This window comes from Collinsella aerofaciens, assembly GCF_040926265.1.
Classification (GTDB): Bacteria; Actinomycetota; Coriobacteriia; order Coriobacteriales; family Coriobacteriaceae; genus Collinsella; species Collinsella aerofaciens_BB.
This window is the reverse complement of record NZ_JBCOIL010000004.1, coordinates 18,935-38,180: the sequence shown is the minus strand read 5'-3', so window position 1 is coordinate 38,180 and position 19,246 is coordinate 18,935. Positions and strand designations below refer to the sequence as shown.

Below are 19,246 nucleotides of genomic sequence, written 5' to 3'. Positions count from 1 at the left end.
GTCGGCCCGCAGCCCGTACGTTGGGGCGCCCGTGCGCGCTCGCGCTATTGTGCCGAGCCCGCGACGGGCTCAAAATGCTTGTCCTTCACGGCAGCCGCCAGGCGATCGGCCAGGTTGCGCACACGCGGATCGAGGCGCGCGGCACCCGGGTTGACGAAGAAACGGGCCGTGCAGTCCATGATGCGACCGGTGATGACCAGGTCGTTGTCGCGCAGCGTGGCGCCCGTGGCGGTAATATCCACGATGCGATCGGTCATGCCGACAATGGGGCCCAGCTCGATGTTACCGTGCAGCGAAACGATGTCGGCGTTCACGCCGCGCTCGGCATACCAGGCACTCGCGATGCGCGGGTACTTGGTTGCCACGCGAAGCGACCCGCGGCGAGCATAGTTGCGCTCGGCCTGACCGGCGCGCCATGCGGGCTCCGCCTCGATAAAGGTGCACAGGCCATAGCCCAGGTCTACCAGCTGCAGCAGGTTGAGGTCGGCCTCGATGAGCGAGTCCCAACCGCAGATGCCGCAATCGGCACCACCGCAGCCCACAAAGGCAGGCGCATCGCTGGGACGCACGATGACAAACTCGATATCGCCGACCGCGCCCTCGCCGGCACGCGTGTCGCGGCCGCGCACGATCAGGTGACGGCCGGGGTCACGCAGCTCAGAGACATCCAAGCCCGCGACCTCGAGCACGTCGAGCGTGTCGGCCTTGAGCGAGCCCTTGGGCACGGCAATGCGCAGCGGACCCTCGGCGCCACGGCCCGCGGCGTGATCGCCATCGGAAGCGGCATCCTCGGCCGAGGTGCGCGCGGCCTCCAGGCGCTCGAGCGAAAAGGCGAAGCCCGCCGCCGGCACCTCGATACCGTCGCCAAATGCGCCGGTGAAGATGGAGTCATAGCGTCCGCCCGAACCGACCGGATCGGGCAGTCCGCCCGCATAAGCCTTAAAGACCAGGCCCGTGTAGTAATCAAACGAGTTCATGATGGAGAAGTCGAAGGACAGCACCTGGGCGTCCTCGGGAGCCAGGCCCTCGACCAGGGCACGCAGCTCGCGCGTCAGCGGCGCGACGATACCGGCGGCCTCCAGCAGCGCGTCCACGCGGTCGAGCACCTCGGCACCGCCGTGCAGACGCGGCAGCTCGCAAATGGCGGCCTTGACGGCATCGGACTCGGTGCTTGCCGCCACGCGGGCATCGAGGCCCACAAAGTCGTTGGCGTGCACGCAGCGCAGGGCCTCGGCGGCCAGTTCGCGATCCTCGCACGCCGCGAGCAGTTCCTTAAACGGACGCACGCTGCCCGCGATAACGCGCGCATCGGGCAGTGCCAGCTTACGCACGGCCTCGGCCACGAGCGAGACGATCTCGACATCGCCCGCAGTGTCGCCCACACCGATAAGCTCAAAACCCAGTTGCGTAAACTGACGCGAGCCGCCGGCATTGCGCTGGCACTCACGAACCACCGGCGCCTCGTAGCGAAGACGTAGAGGCAGGTCGGCCGCGCGCATGCGAGTCGAAACCAGGCGAACGATCGGCAGCGTGTTGTCGGGACGGACCACCAGCAGGCGACCATCATCGTCAAAGAGCTTAAACGGCGTGTCCGCAATGCGGCCGCCTTCCTCGAGCGAACCCTTGTCCTCGAGCAGCGGCGTCTCGACCGGCAGGTAATGATGCTCCCTAAAGCAGCCCTTCACCGTCAGCGCAATCTCCTCGCGCGCCTGAGCCTCCTCGGGCAATATGTCCCGGAATCCCCACGGTGTGGCCGTCATCTGGTGAGCCTCCTCATGCTGCGTTTCATATAGAACAGAAGACCGGCAGAGCTCCGCCGGTCTTCTGGGTACTTTAGCATACTAGAGTGTTTGCGGGGAGAATCGTCCTCCTCGGCTCACACCGTATTCATTTGGAAACATAGGAGCGGATTGTCGCAACCCAACCCCACCTAGACGCCAATCGCACGACGATACTCTGCCATTACCTGCGCATCGGCAGCTGCGGGGTCGGCAAAATAGCGCCAGTCATAGGTCTCGGCCGAAACAACTCCGCGATAGCCGCGCGCCACCAGCCTATCCAGGTCGGCGCGCATATCGCGGTCGCCGTCACCCCAGGCAAGATGCGTCGTGCCATCTGCCGCAACATCGACAAAATGCACGTGGGCGACATCATCGCCAAGCAGATCGAAATAATCGTCGATGGTATCCCCTGCCACCGCCATAGCGCCCAAATCCAGACACGCCTTAAGTGCCGGATGATCAACTGCCTCGATCATGCGCTTCGTGTCGGCCGCCGAGTTCACGATCATCGACTCAACCGGCTGTAGGGCCTCGAGCACCAGTCGCACGCCGCGCTCTCCCGCATGCTCGGCAATCGCACGCAGCATCGAGGCGCTGCGACCCCACGCGTCCTCGATCGGCTCGTTCAAAAATGCCCAGCCGCTCGAGACCATGACCTGCTCGGCTCCAAGTTCCGCCGCGATATCCACAACGTTCTTAAAGTACGCGAGCGTGCGGGCGCGCGCCTCATTCCCGCGCGCCGCGATATTCCACGGCTTGGGGTTGTTCTGTTCGGGACAAAGCCCCACAATCCGAACCCCATACCGCTGTGACAGCTCCCGCACCTGCTCGAGCGAATCGTATCCATGGCAATCGACATACAGATGCATCGCCCCGGTCCAAAGCTCGCAACACGTATAGCCCGAAGCCGCTGCCGAAGAAAAGAACTCCTCAAGATCAAAGTAGCGATGGCTGATATTCATAACGGCAAGCTGGGGGTAGCTCATAATTACTCTCCAACCCAAACGGGGCCCCGTTCCATATAGGAGCGGGGCCCAATTACACAAACGTTATTTGCTCTTAGTAGTCGAACTGGTGATAGTAACGACGGTAGTTGAGGTTGTGCTTGGTGACCGTCTCGTAGTAAGCGGCAAGGCGATCGGTGATCAGCGAGGAAAGGATCCACGGAGACACGATGACGCGGAACTCGTCGTCAAGGCCGGGGATCGCGAACTCGGCGGTGTCGATGATGTTGATGTCGGTGTCGCCGGTCACGCCGCGGTTGAGGAACGCGCGAACGCGCTCGTCGAGCTTGCGGTTCTCGTCCTCGCCCATGAACAGGAACACGGGGACGCCCGGCTCCACGAGCTCGAGGGTGCCGTGGAAGAAGTCGGCCGAGGTGATGTAGCGGGTGCGCTTCCACTGCATCTCCTCGAGGATGCACATCGAGAACAGGATGGTCTCGCCCCACAGGGCGCCGGAGCCGATGAACATGGTGTAGGGGGCCAGGGCGTACTTCTTGGCGAGCTCCTCGGCGCGCGGCTCGAAGCTCTTGCGGATGTCGACCAGGTGGGTCCAAACATCCTTGGTCTGCTCAATAAACTTATCGAACTGCGGGAAGCAGCCACGGCGGTTGAGCAGGCGCAGGCCGAAGCAGTCGGCGAGGTAGTAGCCCATCTCGCAGCCACCGTTACCATGATCGGAAGCCATCTTGACGCAATTCTCGGCGCCGACAGCCTGGCCGATGGGGCCCTCGGGCTTGGTCATGGCGTAGACGCGCACGCCCATGCCCTTCATCTTCTTGACGGCCTCGAGGACCTCGGGGGTGGTGCCGGACTCGGAGGCGGTGAGCACGACGGACTTCTCGGTCATGCGCTTGTGGCCCATGACGTTCCACTCGGCGGCGTGGATCAGGTAGACCTCGAGGTCGCGGTCGCCGAACTTGTTCATGAGGTACTCGAGCTGCATGAGCTCGTCCCAGGTGCCGCCGACGCCCATCAGGAACACGGCGTCGTAGCCCTCGTCGGCGACCTTGTCGGCGAGCGCGGTCATCTTCTTGCCGGTCTCGTAGAGCGCCTTGCCGTCCTCGAGATAGCCCTCCTGGTCGAAATGCATGATCTCGATCTTCTCGGTTTCCTTCATGGCTTTTCCTTTCTGTCCTGCACGCAACTCTATACATCGCGTTTCTTTTCGAAACCAATTATAGACATACACCTAACATGTTTTTAATACCACTTATCAATCTGTTCCAATCCTCGGTGAACGGTCGAAATTCTCTGGTGAGTGGTATTAAATTAGAATTGAATGTATAGCTAACGCCTCTGGCGCCTCCCTTGTGTGACAAAGAACAGCGTTCCTACCAGCGCAATAATGGTCGATGCCCCAAACAGCACCGCCTGGACGCCCAAAGCCTCCGCCAAAAACGGAGCCGCCAGCAGCGGCAGCACGCCGGCGCTCATCAGGCCAAAACGCACAAAGCCGGTAATGCGCCCCAGGTATTTGATGTCAGCGCGCTCCTGAATCAAGATCATCTGCAGCGGTTCCAGGAATCCCCAGGCCAGACCGTTAATCGCCTGACCGATAATCGCGACCCCCAGCATATCGGTGCCCACGTACACCATGGACCCAATGCCCACGGCCATGAGCGCGCCGAGCAGCAATCGCAGGTTGACATGGCGGGCAGAAAGCTTGGTCAGGATGAACGCGCCCACCGAGGAAGTGAGGCCCACGACCGAGGACAGCCAGCCCAGCCAGACGATATCCACGTTGAGCACATCGCGATAGAACAACGACTCCAGCGAATCGAACGCGCCAAACGCAAAGAAACCCAAAAAGCCCGAGATAAAGATGAGGCGCAGGTCGTGGTCGCGAAACGTAAGTCGCGCGCCCTCGGCCATGCCGCCCAGAATACCGCCCTTCGGCTTCCCCCCCTTTGCGGGAGCAACACACTCGTGACAGCCCAAGGAGAGCACGGCCGCCACACCCATCATGCCCGCCATGAGCAGATAGACCGATTGCGTGGCAAAACAGCTCACGATGGCACCACCGAGCAGCGGGCCAGCGGTATAGGCGATATTGCTGTAGAACACCATGAGACCGTTCACGCGGGTACGGCCCTCGGTGGTCGACTCCAGGTATCCCGGAAACGCATGCGTACAGGTGTTGATAAAGCCGCCCGCAAGCCCCAAGACGCACGCGGCAAACACAAGCCCGGGGACAGACAACGGCGCCAACCCCACGCCAAGCGATAGCACCGCCGTAATCACGCACGTCACAAACGACGTCCGGCGCGGTCCAAAGCGGTCGATGACCGAGCCCGACACCATATTGCCCGCCGACGTCATAAGATTGCGTACGAGCGTAATGGCAGCAACCAAAAAGGCCGTGCCAGCCAAATCATACGTCGCCGCGCCGATAAGCCCTAAAAAGTACACCGCGTTGTTGGCGCACCATTGCAGGGACTCAATAAGAATCAGCCTGACCTCTGCCGGCGTCAGGCGCATTGCTTCGCGATCCTTCGCGAACATACGAACTCCCTCTATACAAGTAAGGGGATGGAGGGCATAGGCCCGCTCCATCCCCTTACCAGGTTGCAATGACAGTCTATGCAGCCGGGCCCTTACGCCAGCACGCCGAAGAACGCGCCGATGATGCCCACGACCATGGTTGCCACGATCAGCACCATGGGGTTGATCTTCTTGGACAGCAGCCAGTAGTACAGCCAGAAGGCGATCATGCCGAGCATGCCGGGCATGATGCCGTCCAGGATGTCCTGGAGGGTCTGGGCGTCGTCGCCCGAGCCGATGGCCACCGGGATGCTGGCCCAGAACATGTCCTTGCACATGGCGCCCACGACCATGACGCCCACGATGCCCACGCAGGTCATGATCTTCTGCATGAGGCCGGTCCTCTGGGCCTCGTCCAGGAAGCCCACGCCCAGCTCGTAGCCCTTGACGGCGCCCCAGATGCGCAGCGCGAAGCCGGGGACGTTGTAGATGAGCAGGAAGGCGATGGGGCCGAAGGGGTTGCCGGCCTGGCACAGGCTGATGCCCACCGCGGCGGCGACCACGCGCAGCGTCGACAGGAAGATGGAGTCGCCGATGCCGGACAGCGGGCCCATGAGGGCGGCCTTGACGTCGTTGACGCTCTCGGGCTCGATCTCGCCGCGGGCGACCTTCTCCTCCATGGCCATCGCGATGCCGCCGACGAACGGGGCGAACTGGACGGTGATGTTGAAGAACGCGCAGTGGCGGTGCAGGGCCTCGGCGTAGTCGTCGGGGCGGCCGGCGTAGATCTTCTTGAGCATGTTGGCGACCATCAGGCAGAAGGCGATGTTCATCTGCTTGTAGTAGGTCCAGGAGAACTCCATGCCCAGGGCGCCGACGTTGACGGCGCTCTTGACGAGGTCGGAGCGCGTGATCTTGTTCTCGGGACTAGAAGTCATCGTCCTCATCCCCTTCCGCGGAGAGCTGGGGCTGGGCTCCGCCCAGGCCGAGCAGGTCGAACTTGTCGATGCCGATGATGATGGCGATCAGGGCGACGCCCAGGACGGGCACGTTGGCGTAGGAGCACAGCAGGAAGCCCAGGAAGTAGAAGGGCACGAGCTGCTTGGTGAGCACCAGGCGGCCGAGCATGGCGAAGCCCATGGCAGGCAGGATGTTGGCGGCAACGCCGCAACCGTCGATGATGAAGGGCGGGATGAAGTCGAGCAGGCCCTGGATGGCGTCGGAACCCAAATAGAAGGCGCCGCCGCACAGCAGGAAGTACTCGACGCAGCCCCAGATTCCAATTCCCCAATGAACGGCGTAGATGCCTTTAAGGTTTCCCTTGAGGGCGAACTTGTCTGACATATCGACAAACACAGGGAACAAGGCATTGGTAATGTTGCCGATCGTCAGCGCAAGGACGGCGATAGGCATGGCGAGCGCGATGGCCGTCTCGGTACCCTGACCGAGCTGAATGGCAAACGCGCAGGCGAGCACGCCGCCGACGGTTTCGTTAGGCGGCACGTAGGCGCCGATGGAAATCGAGCCCATGAACAGCAACTCCAGGCTGGCGCCAACGGCAAGGCCAGTCTGCAGGTCCCCCAGCACCAGGCCCACGAGCGGGCACAGGACGATGGGGCGGAACGCGTAGAGGGTGCCGAGCTGGTAGTCGAGGCATCCAAACGCTCCGACTAAGCCGACGAGGATTGCTTGGACAAGCATAATTCCTCCCAATAAGGAATCTCGAACCGTCGTCACTCCCGTCGCGCGCGTTGTTGATATCAATTCCGGGAGTTCGATTCCACGGCTCGAAGCGTACCTGGTGTGCTGCTAACACCCATGCCAGGCACAAATGATTTGATACCAATTATAGGTATGCAGGTTCGCCTTATTTAATACCAGTCGCTCAGCGGGGTGTTTTTTACCGTAAACGGCAGGCGCATCCCATTAGGCACGCTCTTTGTTTCGATGGCGGACAAGCGCCACCAGAAAGCCGTCGCCAAAGGCATCGGATGCCAAGTTGGCCACAATCACCAAAACGATCATCGCCGCGCCCAAGAACTCGTTCCAGCTAAAGACCTCGCCAAAGAGGAGCGCCGACCAGCAGGGAGCGAGCACGACCTCACTCATGCAGACCAAGTTGGCCGCAAACGCGTTGGTGCGCGCAATCCCCTTGGCATACAGCACACTCGCAAGGCCACTGCAAAAAAGGCCATGCACCAGCATAAGCCCCCACTCAAAGGGTTTCACGGAGCCTAGGTCGCCTGCAAAATAGACGATCGGCAGTATCGAGATGCCGCAGGAGATGAGCGAGGACACCATGGGCGACGCATCGGAGCGAGAGTTTAAAAAGAAACACAGCCCAAAGGTGGCGCCCGAAATGACGGCAAGCAGGTTGCCGAGCATGCCCTCGGCACTCAAATCACCTAAAAAGAAAAGTCCCATACCCGTAAAAGCAACCACCACGGAGGCAATCTTCGCAGGCGAGGGCAACGTGCGAGTTGCGAGCGATTGATACACGATAACGAAAATCATCGAGGTGTACTGCAGGACGATCGCGTTGCCGACCGTCGTGAGCTGGTTGGCAAAGTTAAACGTGGTGCCCGTCACGAAGTTGCAGACGGCCACAAGGACAATAAGACGGCTGACGCGGAGGACAGGCCTGCCGACGAGCAGGATAAAGAGCGCCATAAATATTGCCGTGACGGCACCAATCAAAAGAGCTGACTGCGAATTTGCGTGAACGAGGATGCCGATAAAACTCCACAGGAGCGCCGTGCCAAATAGATACATCGCCCCGCTCACGCCATTATCGGGTGGATTGTCAGATCGAATCACGAAACACCTCCAGCTAGCTTTCGGTAATAAAAAACGGCGACCGCAATGGGTCGCCGTTTCCCTTGGGGGCAGAATAGAACGCAGGAACCTACGCCAGCACGCCGAAGAACGCGCCGATGATGCCCACGACCATGGTGGCCACGATCAGCACCATGGGGTTGATCTTCTTGGACAGCAGCCAGTAGTACAGCCAGAAGGCGATCATGCCGAGCATGCCGGGCATGATGCCGTCCAGGATGTCCTGGAGGGTCTGGGCGTCGTCGCCCGAGCCGATGGCCACCGGGATGCTGGCCCAGAACATGTCCTTGCACATGGCGCCCACGACCATGACGCCCACGATGCCCACGCAGGTCATGATCTTCTGCATGAGGCCGGTCCTCTGGGCCTCGTCCAGGAAGCCCACGCCCAGCTCGTAGCCCTTGACGGCGCCCCAGATGCGCAGCGCGAAGCCGGGGACGTTGTAGATGAGCAGGAAGGCGATGGGGCCGAAGGGGTTGCCGGCCTGGCACAGGCTGATGCCCACCGCGGCGGCGACCACGCGCAGCGTCGACAGGAAGATGGAGTCGCCGATGCCGGACAGCGGGCCCATGAGGGCGGCCTTGACGTCGTTGACGCTCTCGGGCTCGATCTCGCCGCGGGCGACCTTCTCCTCCATGGCCATCGCGATGCCGCCGACGAACGGGGCGAACTGGACGGTGATGTTGAAGAACGCGCAGTGGCGGTGCAGAGCCTCGGCGTAGTCGTCGGGGCGGCCGGCGTAGATCTTCTTGAGCATGTTGGCGACCATCAGGCAGAAGGCGATGTTCATCTGCTTGTAGTAGGTCCAGGAGAACTCCATGCCCAGGGCGCCGACGTTGACGGCGCTCTTGACGAGGTCGGAGCGCGTGATCTTGTTCTCGGGACTAGAAGTCATCGTCCTCATCCCCTTCCGCGGAGAGCTGGGGCTGGGCTCCGCCCAGGCCGAGCAGGTCGAACTTGTCGATGCCGATGATGATGGCGATCAGGGCGACGCCCAGGACGGGCACGTTGGCGTAGGAGCACAGCAGGAAGCCCAGGAAGTAGAAGGGCACGAGCTGCTTGGTGAGCACCAGGCGGCCGAGCATGGCGAAGCCCATGGCCGGCAGGATGTTGGCGGCAACGCCAAAGCCAGCAAGAACAAAGTCGGGGATAAAGTCGAGCACGCCCTGGATAGCGTCAGCACCCAGATAGAACGACAGCGAGCACATCAGGAACGCCATGATGATGCCGGTTAAACCGATCAGGAAGTGCATCGCATAGACACCCTTAAGGTTGCCCTGGCCGGAGAAGACATCAGCGCGGTCAACCAGGATCGGCAGGGCGGCGTTGAGGATGTTCTTGATGGCAAGGCACAGCGTGGCGATGGGCATGGCAAGCGCGATGGCTGCCTCGGTGCTCTGGCCCAGCTGGATAGCGAAGGCGCAGGCGAGCACGCCGCCGATCGTCTCATCAGGCGGCACGTAGGCGCCGATGGAGATCGAGCCCATGAACAGCAGCTCCAGACTCGCACCGATCGCGAGGCCGGACTGCAGGTCCCCCAGCACCAGACCCACGAGCGGGCACAGGACGATGGGGCGGAACGCATAGAGCGTACCGAGCTGGCAGTCGAACTTACCAAATGCGGCGATAAGTCCGATGAGGATTGCTTGGGTAAGCATACATCCCCCTTTCCTAATAGGACACTACGAAGAGCTCAGACTCTTCGAATTCAAACGCCTAGAGCACGCTGGCGCAGTCAACCTTGGGGTCATCGGCCAGGGGTCGAATCTCGACCTCAACGCCACGATCCAGCATCTCGCGCACATCGGCTTCCTCGGCTGCGGTCAGGAAGATCTGACGAGAGACCTGACGAGCATCGGTGCGCTTCTCGTCCTTGGGCTTGGTGTTGCCCAGGTTGACCGACTTAATCTGCGGGCAGCCCTCAACAAGCTGCTTTGCCTCAGCGATGGTGGCAACGCAGATGATCATCTTGTACTTGTCGGTCACGCCCGAGTTGATAGCCTCGATGGCATTCGCCATATCCTTGATGACGAGCTTGCAGCCGGCAGGCTTGCCCATCTTGAGCGTCGTCTTCCACACCGGGTCGTTGGCGACCTTATCGCCCACGCAGAAGATGCAGTTGGAGCCGAGGCCCTGAACCCAAGAGACCGCGACCTGGCCATGAAGCAGGCGATGGTCAACGCGAAGTAGCTGAATCATAATGTGACCCCCCAAAGGTCTTGTGCCGTCTTACGGCGTGTCAGTAGGTGCTACGGATTAGAACTCTTCTTCCTCGTCGTCATCGACCAAAAGATCGTTGACGAACTTCACGCGCGTATCGTCCGCAGCGACGATGGCGCGAATCGTCTCTTCAACCGGCGCCGACTCGTCAGAGAACAGCAGCTGGATGAGCAGAGGAAGGTTCATGTTGGTAACGAGGTACGTGCGGGGACGCGTCTGGACGATCTTGGTGAACTCGTTGTTGACGCTGCCGCCAAAGAGGTCGGTGCAGACAACGACATCATCGTCGGCAGCCATGCCTGCCAGCAGTTTTTGGGCCTCCTCGGCCACGTCCATGCGGTCATCGACGAACATTGAAAGATCGTGGACGTTGTCGCGAGCGCCCGAGAGCAGCTCGACGCTCTCCTTGATGCCGGTGGCGAAGTGCGCATGGCTGGCGATGATGTACTGTCTCATTCTGTGTTCCTCTCAATAGCCCGGCACGTTCCCGCACCCGTTTTCTTTAGTAGTCGAACTGGTGATAGTAGCGACGATACTTGAGGTTGTGCTTGGTGACCGTCTCGTAGTAGCGAGCCAGACGGTCGGTCACGAGCACCGTCAGAATCCACGGGGAGACGATGACGCGGAACTCGTCGTCAAGGCCGGGGATGGCGAACTCGGCGGTGTCGATGATGTTGATGTCGGTGTCGCCGGTCACGCCGCGGGTCAGGAACGCGCGGACGCGCTCGTCGAGCTTGCGGTTCTCGTCCTCGCCCATGAACAGGAACACGGGGACGCCGGGCTCCACGAGCTCGAGGGTGCCGTGGAAGAAGTCGGCCGAGGTGATGTAGCGGGTGCGCTTCCACTGCATCTCCTCGAGGATGCACATCGAGAACAGGATCGTCTCGCCCCACAGGGCGCCGGAGCCGATGAACATGGTGTAGGGGGCCAGGGCGTACTTCTTGGCGAGCTCCTCGGCGCGCGGCTCGAAGCGCTTGCGGATGTCGAGCATGTCCTTCCAGATGTCCTTGGTCTGCTCGATAAACAGGTCGAACTTGGGGAAGCAGCCACGGCGGTTGAGCAGGCGCAGGCCGAAGCAGTCGGCGAGGTAGTAGCCCTTCTCGCAGCCGCCCGAACCATGATCAGAAGCCATGGCAACGCAGTTCTCGGCACCGACAGCCTGGCCGATGGGGCCCTCGGGCTTGGTCATGGCGTAGACGCGCACGCCCATGTCCTTCATCTTCTTGACGGCCTCGAGGACCTCGGGGGTGGTGCCGGACTCGGAGGCGGTGAGCACGACGGACTTCTCGGTCATGCGCTTGTGGCCCATGGCGTTCCACTCGGCGGCGTGGATCAGGTAGACCTCGAGGTCGCGGTCGCCGAACTTGTTCATGAGGTACTCGAGCTGCATGAGCTCGTCCCAGGTGCCGCCGACGCCCATCAGGAACACGGCGTCGTAGCCCTCGTCGGCGACCTTGTCGGCGAGCGCGGTCATCTTCTTGCCGGTCTCGTAGAGCGCCTTGCCGTCCTCGAGATAGCCCTCCTGGTCGAAATGCATGATTTCGATCTTCTCGGTTTCCTTCATTTGTCTCTCCTTTCTGGGGTTGTTTCCACATCCCCCATGCCAACGGGCATCAAAACCCGCTTATATTCCGTAACACTCAGCCGCTTTGGCCTTAAGCACATTGACTGACTCTTCGTAGCCCTCTGCCTTGACCTCCATTTGCTTGGAGACGGCACCGAGATACGGGTGAACGTCCCATGACTTCAGACGCTCGGCGATTATTGCCGCAATCGTCTGGAAGAACACGAGATTGGGAATTGCGCTGAGCAGCGGAGCCACCTGAGGCACCACAACCTCGTGAGCCCCACCCTTGGGATGGGCCGTGAGCAGCACCGTTTTTGTCGTAACGTTCGATAGCGCATCGGCGATATTCGCAAGACGCTCCGACCCCTGCGGATCGTCGACAATAAACACCAGATAGCCCGGAACGATCTGCATCTCGGGACCGTGGACGAACTCCTCGCCTTCGTGATGCATGGCAGGAATCTTGATGGTCTCGCTCAGCTTGAGCGCTGCCTCCTCGGCAACACCATAGTTGGGGCCGTTGCCGACGACCATAGCGGGCGTGTGCTCAGAAAGCTCGAGCATGTGGTCTTGGACATATGCCTCGGCGGTCTTGCACATCACGGCATTGGCCTGGATAGCCTCGCGCAGGTCGTCAAGACGCTGGGCAACGCCTTTGGCGTCAACCGTTCCGCGCGCCTGACCGCCGTAAATACCAAAGAGCACCAGATACTCAACGAGAACCTCGACGCCCAGAGTTACAAAGTCCACCGACTCGACGCCCACACCGTAGTCAAGAACGATGTCAGCGTGTTCCTTGATGGGTGCCTCGACGTTTGCCGTGAGCGCAACTGCAGCCATATCGTGTGCGCGCATGTAATCGAGCGCCGCAATCGTATTGGTCGAATAGCCACTCTGCGAGACGGCGATGTTAAGCGCATGCTGCGGATAGGTGTGTTCAAAATCGACGAAGGCCTCGGGCGTTACAACGGACACCTGCATCTGCAGCGCATCTTGCAGGTAATCGCGGGCGCAATCGGCGGCATGGCGCGACGAACCCGAAGCAACGATGCGCAGTGCGTCAAAAGAACCGGACTGGAAAATATCAACGAGCTGCGCTACCAGCTCAGACGAACGCTCGAGGTTCTCCCCCATACGCACATGGGCAAGCTGAACGTAATCGAGCATCTTCATCGTCTCACCTCGTTATAAATCATTAGTATTTGATACCAATCACAGTTACAGGTTACGCCTTTTTGATACCTCTTTGTCGATTAATTTATCCCCTTCGGCGAACGGTCGATTTTGAGCCATGTAAGGTTGTATATACAGTCGGTCAAATTGCCCAAACAGACCGGCTGTTACCGCGCGCGATGCAAAGCCCCAGCTAGTACGTATAGGTGTAGCCGCCCGCATCGCCACGATTGAAGGACTTTACATACTCGATAGCCTGACCGCTCGCGTCATAGCTCACGCATTCCAAAAGCAAAACAAGATCCCCTTGTTCCAAGCCAAGCAAGCCCGCGTCGCGTGCACCCACCGCCTCGATATCGAGCTTCTCCTGTGCCATGACCGGCTTTCGGCCCAACATCTCATAGGTCTCGTACAAACTGAAGACCGACACGTCAATATCTTCGATTGTGGGAAACAGCAGGCACGGGATGAACGCCATCTCAATCGATACGGGATCGCCGTTGACGCAGTTCAAACGCCGAATCGAATACAGCAAATCGTCCTCGGCAATGCCAAACAGGTTGGCATAATATGGGCCCGCATAACGCTTGGAACGCGCGAGGATGCGGACGGACGGCTCGCCGCCCGAAGCACGAACCGACTCGCGAAAGCCTCCTGTTCGTTCGTAGGCAACGGGCACTTTCTGCGCCACAAACGCGCCCTTTCCGCGGACGCGTCGAATCTGCCCGCGCCGAACCAGCTCATCGACAGCACTTCGAATGGTCAAGCGTGTCGTACCAAATTCCTCGGCGAGGTCTTTTTCGGACGGAATCATGGAACCCGTGGGATATATACCGCGTTCGATACGCTCTTCAATGCGACGTCGTATGCGCATATAAACCGGGGTGGCATCTACTGTTTCAGCCATTGTTCACCTGCCACGCTCCTCATGCCGTTCTTTTCACCGTTATCGGCAAAGCGGAACTTTGTGGGCAAAATCACCGATTTGCAATGCTCCACAAAACGCATGTCCTTATCAAATTCGATCGCGCTCTCATAGAACACCGGCGTCCCCTCTTCTTGCTGGAGCAGCTCGGCCTCTTCGGCGTTCAAACGCGAGATGGAGATATGCTCACGTCCATGCTCAACACGCACGCCACCTTCTTTGAGCAAGACATCGTAAAGGCTCTCACACTCAAAATCGTGCTCGGGAAGCGATGGGCACAGGGACAGGTTAACGTGAGCGGTCTCGATTGACGCCGGCTCGCCCTCAATAAGTCGAACGCGCTGCGTGCGGAGCAAGGGAGCGCCTACAGCCACCCCAAGCTTGTCGGCAAGCGCCTCATCCGCCTCGATGGTCCCGGTGGAAACCAGACGAGAAGAGGGGTGCAGGCCGGCAGTCCGCACAGCATCGGAAAAGTTATACGTTTCCTGGAAGATGTTCAGCGGCTTGGGAGGACACACATACGTGCCCGATCCGCGACGGCTCTCGAGCGTTCCACACGAGATAAGCCGCGTGATACCGGCACGCAACGCCGTACGCGAAACGCCAATCTCTTCGCACAGCACGCGCTCGGCCGGCAGGCGATCGCCGCCGGCAAGCTGATGGTGCTGGATATACCAAAGAATTCCCTCAACAGCACGATCTTTGGGGGGAATTGCATAAGATTCGCCTGCCATTGCACAGACTCCTCATTCAGACACGTATGCCGCCAAAATTAGGTCAGCCCTCCCATGGCATCAAATTCGGCCTTGATCTTCTCGGCGACATTCCGATACGACTTATATAGACTTGAATCGCGTTTGACCTCGTCGGTCATAACGGGAATCTCTAATTTGGAAACCTCGTCTTTTCCCGTCTGAACCGCCACAACAACGCCCATACCAAGACACATATTACGCTTGGCAGCATTTATTTTCGCCGCCTTGGCAGGATTTGCCAGGATACGCTGGGCAAATTCCTGTTTAGAGACCGCTTCTTCGGCCTCCGGATCGCCCGCCTCGGCCACTTCGCACTGCAACACGTCCGCATAGTCAAAAATCTTCGGCTCGCCACCGCGTTGATGCACAGCCCACTTGCGGCGCGTGGCATCCTGGTAGATAGCCGGCAAAAATGTAAACCGCGGCGGGTCCAAAATCGTATCCGTGATGGTAAACACATCGGGATCAAAGGCATCCTGCGGGTTTTTCTTCTTGAACAGCCCCATATCAGCCTCCCGTACTAGCATTAAACAAATCATGCTGAATATAGCACCAATTTCAAGCCACTGCTTTATCGCATCGGTGCGCGGCGTCTATGGCTCGCCCAGCGGAAGAGTTAACGGACGAGGGCCGGGGTGTCTGCCTTGTTTTGAGAAGTGGGCTTCGCGAACTTCTCAAAACAAGGCAGACACCCCGGCCCCGCCGGCAAATAGCGGACACTCCGCATGCAATCTATGCAAACAAACAAGTACGCTTAGCTACATTCGGTAAGTTCGAGCACGCTGCCCTTAACGATAAGTGCCGGCTCCAGGACGACCTCTTCGGCACGCCTACCGCCCCTACCGGCAAGACGCTTGGACATGCAGCCAAAAGCATGCTCCGCGAGGATACCAGGATCCTGCTCAATCGCGGTCAGCGCCGGCTCAAAGAGAACGTCGGCGGCCGAGTTGTCGTAACTCACCACCGAGATGTCGCCCGGAATGCTCTTCCCCATCTCGTGTAAGCGCTTGAGCAGACCGAGGGCAATGTTATCCGAGCTTGCGAACACGGCGGTGGCATCAGTTGCGAGCACCGCCTCCGAGGCCTCGTAGGCACTCGGAATGTAGTACTCGCTCTCAAACTCCAAACGCGCGTCGATAGGCAAGCCAACCTCGCGCAGTGCGCGCTCATAGCCGGCAAGTCGTTTGCGACCCGTATTGGAGCGGCGTGCGTTAACCAGGCAAGCAATACGGCGGTGGCCTTGCTCGATCAGATAGCGGGTGGCCATGTAGCCGCCCATCTCGTGGTCGAACATCACCTTGTCGCACTCGAGTCCCTCAATGGCACGGTCGACCATCACGGCAGGGATAGGCAGATGGCTGACTTCTTCGCGCAGGGCGCGGTCGTCGGAGAACTCGTCGCCCACAACCAGGAAGACGCCATCAACGCCGCGCGTTACCAGCTGGCGCAGCAGCTCCAGATCGTCGTCGGCACTTCCACCCGAGCTGGTAATGAAGAGCGCATAGCCGTCCTCGCGGCAGCGCTTTTCCAGGCTACCGGCGAGCGAGGCAAAAAAGCGGCTCTCGATGTTAGGGACGATAAGGCCCAGCGTGCGCGACTCGCGCATGACCAGACTACGCGCAATCTGGTTGGGGACATAGTGGTTGCGCGCCGCGACCTCCTTGATGAGCTTGCGGTTTTCTTCCGAGATGCGACAGGGCCGATTATTGAGAACAAGCGAGACCGACGAGGGGGAAAGCCCCACCTCCTGGGCGATCTGCTTGAGGGTGACTTTGTTGGCCATCTCGCTCCTTCCAGGTTTACGCGCAATCTCTTGAAAGTATAGCGACCGACCCTCTACCTCGGTGATAAACACTTTACCAATCCGGTAGACGGCTGTTTTATCGCCGCCAGCGCACCAAATCCGTCCGGGTGGGGTATATTGCAATCGATTGATGACAACGACCACCAAAAGGCGGATATTCGTATGCACGAGAACGACTTTTTTAACGAGGACCTGCTGTGCGCGCTCGCCGGCGTTGCCGGCGAGGACAACGTGTTGATGAGCGAGCCCATGCGCGAGCACACCACGTTTAAGATCGGCGGCCCGGCCGACGTCTTTGTCACGCCCGATACCGAGCAGGGCCTCGTCGCCACGCTCGATACCTGCTATCGCTGCGACCTGCCGCTCACCATCGTGGGCAACGGCTCCGACCTGCTCGTCGGCGACAAGGGCATCCGCGGCGTCGTCGTAGCGCTGGGCGAAGGTCTCTCCAACATCACCGTCGACGGCACGCACGTCACGGCGGCAGCCGGCGCGCTGCTTTCCGATGTCGCCGCGGCGGCAGCCGAGGCCGGCCTCACCGGCATGGAGCCCATCTCGGGCATCCCCGGATCGGTCGGCGGCGCCTGCTACATGAACGCCGGTGCCTACGGTGCCTGCATGGCCGATGTGCTGGAGTCCGTGCGCGTCTACAAACCCGCTCGCCAGCTCGACGACGGCACCCGCGGCAGCGGCAATATCATTGAGTTCGATGTCGATGAGCTCAACCTGGGCTATCGCAAGAGCCGCATTGCCGACGACGGCTTCATCGTGCTTTCGGCCACCTTCAATCTCGCTCCGGGCAACGCCGCGATGATCAAGGCCGACATGAACGACTACCGCCAGCGCCGCGAGGACAAGCAGCCGCTCGACATGCCGAGTGCCGGCTCCACTTTCAAGCGCCCCGAGGGCTACTTTGCCGGCAAGCTCATCATGGACGCCGGCCTGCGAGGACACGCCGTTGGCGGCGCGCAGGTAAGCGAAAAGCACTGCGGTTTTATCGTCAACGCCAACCACGCCACCGCCGCCGACGTTGACGAACTCATCCGCCACATCCAAACAACCGTCAAAGGCCAATTCGACGTAGACCTAGAACCCGAAGTCCACCGAGTAGGCGAATTTTTATAAAAAGAAGGCCCCGAAAGGGGCCTTCACCATATTCATTCAGATAACCCAGTCCGGTGTGTCGCGCCCCGAACCCGAGAGGGCCGCGTGCCCGCCCGCATTATATTTGATTGATCGCGAGTTCCGCACGCAAAGAAGGCCACTTAATGTGGCCTTCGTCTTGCGCAGGACTGCCCGAGCAGGCAATCAAATATAATGCGGGCGGGCACGCGGCCCCGTCGGCTTTACGACAGCGCAATACCGCCGAGCCAGCCCCAACGCACGCCAGAGCCAGTGCCATAGAAGCTAATAAACGAATCAAGCGACTTAGACGTAATGGCGCCCTCATTGCTCATGACGATGCCGCCGCCAACATAGATGCCCACGTGGCCATAGATCAGACCCGGCATGCCGGTGCCGCTATGCGATGAGTCGGCCACGATCATGCCCACCTGCAGCGCCGAGCGGTCGGAGCTATAGCACCAGGCGTTAAACATGTCGCACGCATTGCCTCCAAAGTAGCCAACGCCGGCGTTACGGAAGACATTGGTGACCCACGCCGCGCACCAGTTCTGACCCGGCGAAGGCGTGGAGTAGCACGCGTTGACGACAGCCTGCTGCTTGCCCGAGCCGGCATTCTGCTGCGGAGTTCCGGGCGCGTACGATCCACCACCCGAGCTCGAACCACCCGAGTAGGAATTGTTCTTGTTCGCGGCAGCCGCGGCAGCGGCAGCCTTCCTAGCGGCCTCCTCAGCCTGGGCAGCAGCGAGGATCTCGGAATCGCGCTGAGCCATGAGCTCCTTGACGTCGTCGGAAAGACCGTTCAGCACGGTCTGGACTTCTTGCTGCTTGGCCTGCATGTCCTGCATCTGGGCAGTCTGCTGGTCCTTGAGCTTCTCTAAGTCGGCCTTCTGCGACTCGAGCTCGGTCTTTTGCGCATCGAGCTCTTCCTGGATGGTCTGAATGTCCTCGATGGCGTCGCGGTCGCTCTTGTTGATCTTCTCAACGTAATGCGCGTTGGCGACGAGTTCCTCAAACGAGCCAGAGGCCAGCAGCAGCGACAGGATGTTCGTGCCGCCGGACTTGTAGCTGGCGGCCACGCGATCGGAAAGGTCGTTGCGCTTCTTCTTGAGCTCGGCCTTCTTTTCATCGATCTGGGCCTGCGTGTCGTCAATCTTGCCCTGGACATTCTCGATGTCGTTGAGGGTCTGGGCATTCTTGTTGGCCAGCGCCGCATACTCATTTGCGATGCTGTCGAGCTGGGCCTGAACCTCGTCGAGCTGGGCCTGGGCGGCATTCAGTTTATCGGTGGTTTCTTTGGAAGCCTCCGCCGCATGGGCGCGAGCGGGCAGGCCAAAAAGAACTGCCGCAGAAGCGGCGCCGAACAGGGCCTTGAGGGCAGTGCGGCGCGAGAGCTCCTGGGAAAGGATGGAATCGCTGTTTGGTGACATATGTACTCCGTTACATGCTTATTTATATGTCGCTCAACTCATACATATTAGCGTACATATGGCGCGTCCCAACGATTTCCACGAACGGCAGGAAACTGCAAGGTCAGCGGCTCGTAAGCAAATGCCAAAGATCAGGTTATGCGTACGCA

General features: G+C 60.1%; 19 protein-coding genes. 1 reads left to right on the top strand and 18 read right to left on the bottom strand.

The window, feature by feature from the left end:
- Positions 1-44 precede the first annotated feature (44 nt).
- The 17 genes from hisG to AB5767_RS01750 all read right to left on the bottom strand — a co-directional run bounded on the left by hisG (position 45) and on the right by AB5767_RS01750 (position 16,524).
- Complete coding sequence (gene hisG, locus AB5767_RS01830) at positions 45-1,760, bottom strand: ATP phosphoribosyltransferase (RefSeq protein ID WP_368132533.1); 1,716 nt, start codon at positions 1,758-1,760, stop codon at positions 45-47.
- Between the two features lie 170 nt (positions 1,761-1,930).
- Positions 1,931-2,767 (bottom strand): sugar phosphate isomerase/epimerase family protein, encoded by an 837-nt coding sequence (locus tag AB5767_RS01825; protein WP_368132532.1) that lies wholly within the window; start codon positions 2,765-2,767, stop codon positions 1,931-1,933.
- Between the two features lie 73 nt (positions 2,768-2,840).
- Positions 2,841-3,902 (bottom strand): SIS domain-containing protein, encoded by a 1,062-nt coding sequence (locus tag AB5767_RS01820; RefSeq protein WP_368132531.1) that lies wholly within the window; start codon positions 3,900-3,902, stop codon positions 2,841-2,843.
- A 170-nt stretch (positions 3,903-4,072) separates the two neighbouring features.
- A complete protein-coding gene (locus AB5767_RS01815; protein WP_368132530.1) occupies positions 4,073-5,287 on the bottom strand; it encodes an MFS transporter in 1,215 nt (404 codons plus the stop codon).
- A 92-nt stretch (positions 5,288-5,379) separates the two neighbouring features.
- Positions 5,380-6,213, bottom strand: coding sequence for a PTS system mannose/fructose/sorbose family transporter subunit IID (locus tag AB5767_RS01810; protein WP_195241126.1), 834 nt, complete (start codon positions 6,211-6,213; stop codon positions 5,380-5,382).
- Positions 6,194-6,967, bottom strand: a complete 774-nt coding sequence (locus AB5767_RS01805) for a PTS mannose/fructose/sorbose/N-acetylgalactosamine transporter subunit IIC (protein ID WP_368132881.1) — start codon at positions 6,965-6,967, stop codon at positions 6,194-6,196. The genes AB5767_RS01810 and AB5767_RS01805 overlap by 20 nt, the downstream gene beginning before the upstream one ends.
- A 225-nt stretch (positions 6,968-7,192) precedes the next feature.
- Positions 7,193-8,083, bottom strand: coding sequence for a DMT family transporter (locus tag AB5767_RS01800; protein ID WP_368132630.1), 891 nt, complete (start codon positions 8,081-8,083; stop codon positions 7,193-7,195).
- An 88-nt stretch (positions 8,084-8,171) separates the two neighbouring features.
- Positions 8,172-9,005, bottom strand: a complete 834-nt coding sequence (locus AB5767_RS01795) for a PTS system mannose/fructose/sorbose family transporter subunit IID (RefSeq protein WP_195241126.1) — start codon at positions 9,003-9,005, stop codon at positions 8,172-8,174.
- Positions 8,986-9,759: a PTS mannose/fructose/sorbose/N-acetylgalactosamine transporter subunit IIC gene (locus AB5767_RS01790; RefSeq protein WP_368132172.1), complete on the bottom strand. Its 774-nt coding sequence runs from the start codon at positions 9,757-9,759 to the stop codon at positions 8,986-8,988. Before AB5767_RS01790 ends, AB5767_RS01795 begins: the two co-directional genes overlap by 20 nt.
- Positions 9,760-9,817: 58 nt before the next feature.
- Positions 9,818-10,300 (bottom strand): PTS sugar transporter subunit IIB, encoded by a 483-nt coding sequence (locus AB5767_RS01785; protein WP_368132171.1) that lies wholly within the window; start codon positions 10,298-10,300, stop codon positions 9,818-9,820.
- Between the two features lie 57 nt (positions 10,301-10,357).
- Positions 10,358-10,777 (bottom strand): PTS sugar transporter subunit IIA, encoded by a 420-nt coding sequence (locus AB5767_RS01780; RefSeq protein WP_117744006.1) that lies wholly within the window; start codon positions 10,775-10,777, stop codon positions 10,358-10,360.
- A gap of 46 nt (positions 10,778-10,823) precedes the next feature.
- A complete protein-coding gene (locus AB5767_RS01775) occupies positions 10,824-11,885 on the bottom strand; it encodes an SIS domain-containing protein (protein ID WP_271747061.1) in 1,062 nt (353 codons plus the stop codon).
- 60 nt (positions 11,886-11,945) lie between these two features.
- A complete protein-coding gene (locus AB5767_RS01770; RefSeq protein WP_368132170.1) occupies positions 11,946-13,061 on the bottom strand; it encodes an SIS domain-containing protein in 1,116 nt (371 codons plus the stop codon).
- Between the two features lie 193 nt (positions 13,062-13,254).
- Positions 13,255-13,968: a GntR family transcriptional regulator gene (locus AB5767_RS01765; RefSeq protein WP_117564863.1), complete on the bottom strand. Its 714-nt coding sequence runs from the start codon at positions 13,966-13,968 to the stop codon at positions 13,255-13,257.
- Complete coding sequence (locus AB5767_RS01760; RefSeq protein WP_368132169.1) at positions 13,953-14,720, bottom strand: GntR family transcriptional regulator; 768 nt, start codon at positions 14,718-14,720, stop codon at positions 13,953-13,955. Before AB5767_RS01760 ends, AB5767_RS01765 begins: the two co-directional genes overlap by 16 nt.
- Before the next feature lie 38 nt (positions 14,721-14,758).
- The gene (locus AB5767_RS01755) at positions 14,759-15,247 is read right to left on the bottom strand and encodes a hypothetical protein (RefSeq protein ID WP_195503999.1); all 489 of its coding nucleotides are present in this window, start codon (positions 15,245-15,247) and stop codon (positions 14,759-14,761) included.
- A 248-nt stretch (positions 15,248-15,495) separates the two neighbouring features.
- The gene (locus tag AB5767_RS01750; RefSeq protein ID WP_035137746.1) at positions 15,496-16,524 is read right to left on the bottom strand and encodes a LacI family DNA-binding transcriptional regulator; all 1,029 of its coding nucleotides are present in this window, start codon (positions 16,522-16,524) and stop codon (positions 15,496-15,498) included.
- Between the two features lie 183 nt (positions 16,525-16,707).
- On the opposite strand from AB5767_RS01750, the gene murB reads away from it, so the two are divergent.
- Positions 16,708-17,670 (top strand): UDP-N-acetylmuramate dehydrogenase, encoded by a 963-nt coding sequence (gene murB, locus AB5767_RS01745; protein WP_368132168.1) that lies wholly within the window; start codon positions 16,708-16,710, stop codon positions 17,668-17,670.
- Positions 17,671-17,891: 221 nt separating this feature from the next.
- Here the strand turns inward: murB and AB5767_RS01740 are convergent, their stop codons facing one another.
- Positions 17,892-19,097, bottom strand: coding sequence for a coiled-coil domain-containing protein (locus AB5767_RS01740; RefSeq protein ID WP_349074973.1), 1,206 nt, complete (start codon positions 19,095-19,097; stop codon positions 17,892-17,894).
- Positions 19,098-19,246 lie beyond the last annotated feature (149 nt).

Excerpts from the sequence above, each read along its gene's own strand:
- hisG (WP_368132533.1), bottom strand. The coding sequence starts at position 1,760 with ATGACGGCCACACCGTGGGGATTCCGGGACATATTGCCCGAGGAGGCT.
- AB5767_RS01825 (WP_368132532.1), bottom strand. The coding sequence starts at position 2,767 with ATGAGCTACCCCCAGCTTGCCGTTATGAATATCAGCCATCGCTACTTT.
- AB5767_RS01820 (WP_368132531.1), bottom strand. The coding sequence starts at position 3,902 with ATGAAGGAAACCGAGAAGATCGAGATCATGCATTTCGACCAGGAGGGC.
- AB5767_RS01815 (WP_368132530.1), bottom strand. The coding sequence starts at position 5,287 with ATGTTCGCGAAGGATCGCGAAGCAATGCGCCTGACGCCGGCAGAGGTC.
- AB5767_RS01810 (WP_195241126.1), bottom strand. The coding sequence starts at position 6,213 with ATGAGGACGATGACTTCTAGTCCCGAGAACAAGATCACGCGCTCCGAC.
- AB5767_RS01805 (WP_368132881.1), bottom strand. The coding sequence starts at position 6,967 with ATGCTTGTCCAAGCAATCCTCGTCGGCTTAGTCGGAGCGTTTGGATGC.
- AB5767_RS01795 (WP_195241126.1), bottom strand. The coding sequence starts at position 9,005 with ATGAGGACGATGACTTCTAGTCCCGAGAACAAGATCACGCGCTCCGAC.
- AB5767_RS01790 (WP_368132172.1), bottom strand. The coding sequence starts at position 9,759 with ATGCTTACCCAAGCAATCCTCATCGGACTTATCGCCGCATTTGGTAAG.
- AB5767_RS01785 (WP_368132171.1), bottom strand. The coding sequence starts at position 10,300 with ATGATTCAGCTACTTCGCGTTGACCATCGCCTGCTTCATGGCCAGGTC.
- AB5767_RS01780 (WP_117744006.1), bottom strand. The coding sequence starts at position 10,777 with ATGAGACAGTACATCATCGCCAGCCATGCGCACTTCGCCACCGGCATC.
- AB5767_RS01775 (WP_271747061.1), bottom strand. The coding sequence starts at position 11,885 with ATGAAGGAAACCGAGAAGATCGAAATCATGCATTTCGACCAGGAGGGC.
- AB5767_RS01770 (WP_368132170.1), bottom strand. The coding sequence starts at position 13,061 with ATGAAGATGCTCGATTACGTTCAGCTTGCCCATGTGCGTATGGGGGAG.
- AB5767_RS01765 (WP_117564863.1), bottom strand. The coding sequence starts at position 13,968 with ATGGCTGAAACAGTAGATGCCACCCCGGTTTATATGCGCATACGACGT.
- AB5767_RS01760 (WP_368132169.1), bottom strand. The coding sequence starts at position 14,720 with ATGGCAGGCGAATCTTATGCAATTCCCCCCAAAGATCGTGCTGTTGAG.
- AB5767_RS01755 (WP_195503999.1), bottom strand. The coding sequence starts at position 15,247 with ATGGGGCTGTTCAAGAAGAAAAACCCGCAGGATGCCTTTGATCCCGAT.
- AB5767_RS01750 (WP_035137746.1), bottom strand. The coding sequence starts at position 16,524 with ATGGCCAACAAAGTCACCCTCAAGCAGATCGCCCAGGAGGTGGGGCTT.
- murB (WP_368132168.1), top strand. The coding sequence starts at position 16,708 with ATGCACGAGAACGACTTTTTTAACGAGGACCTGCTGTGCGCGCTCGCC.
- AB5767_RS01740 (WP_349074973.1), bottom strand. The coding sequence starts at position 19,097 with ATGTCACCAAACAGCGATTCCATCCTTTCCCAGGAGCTCTCGCGCCGC.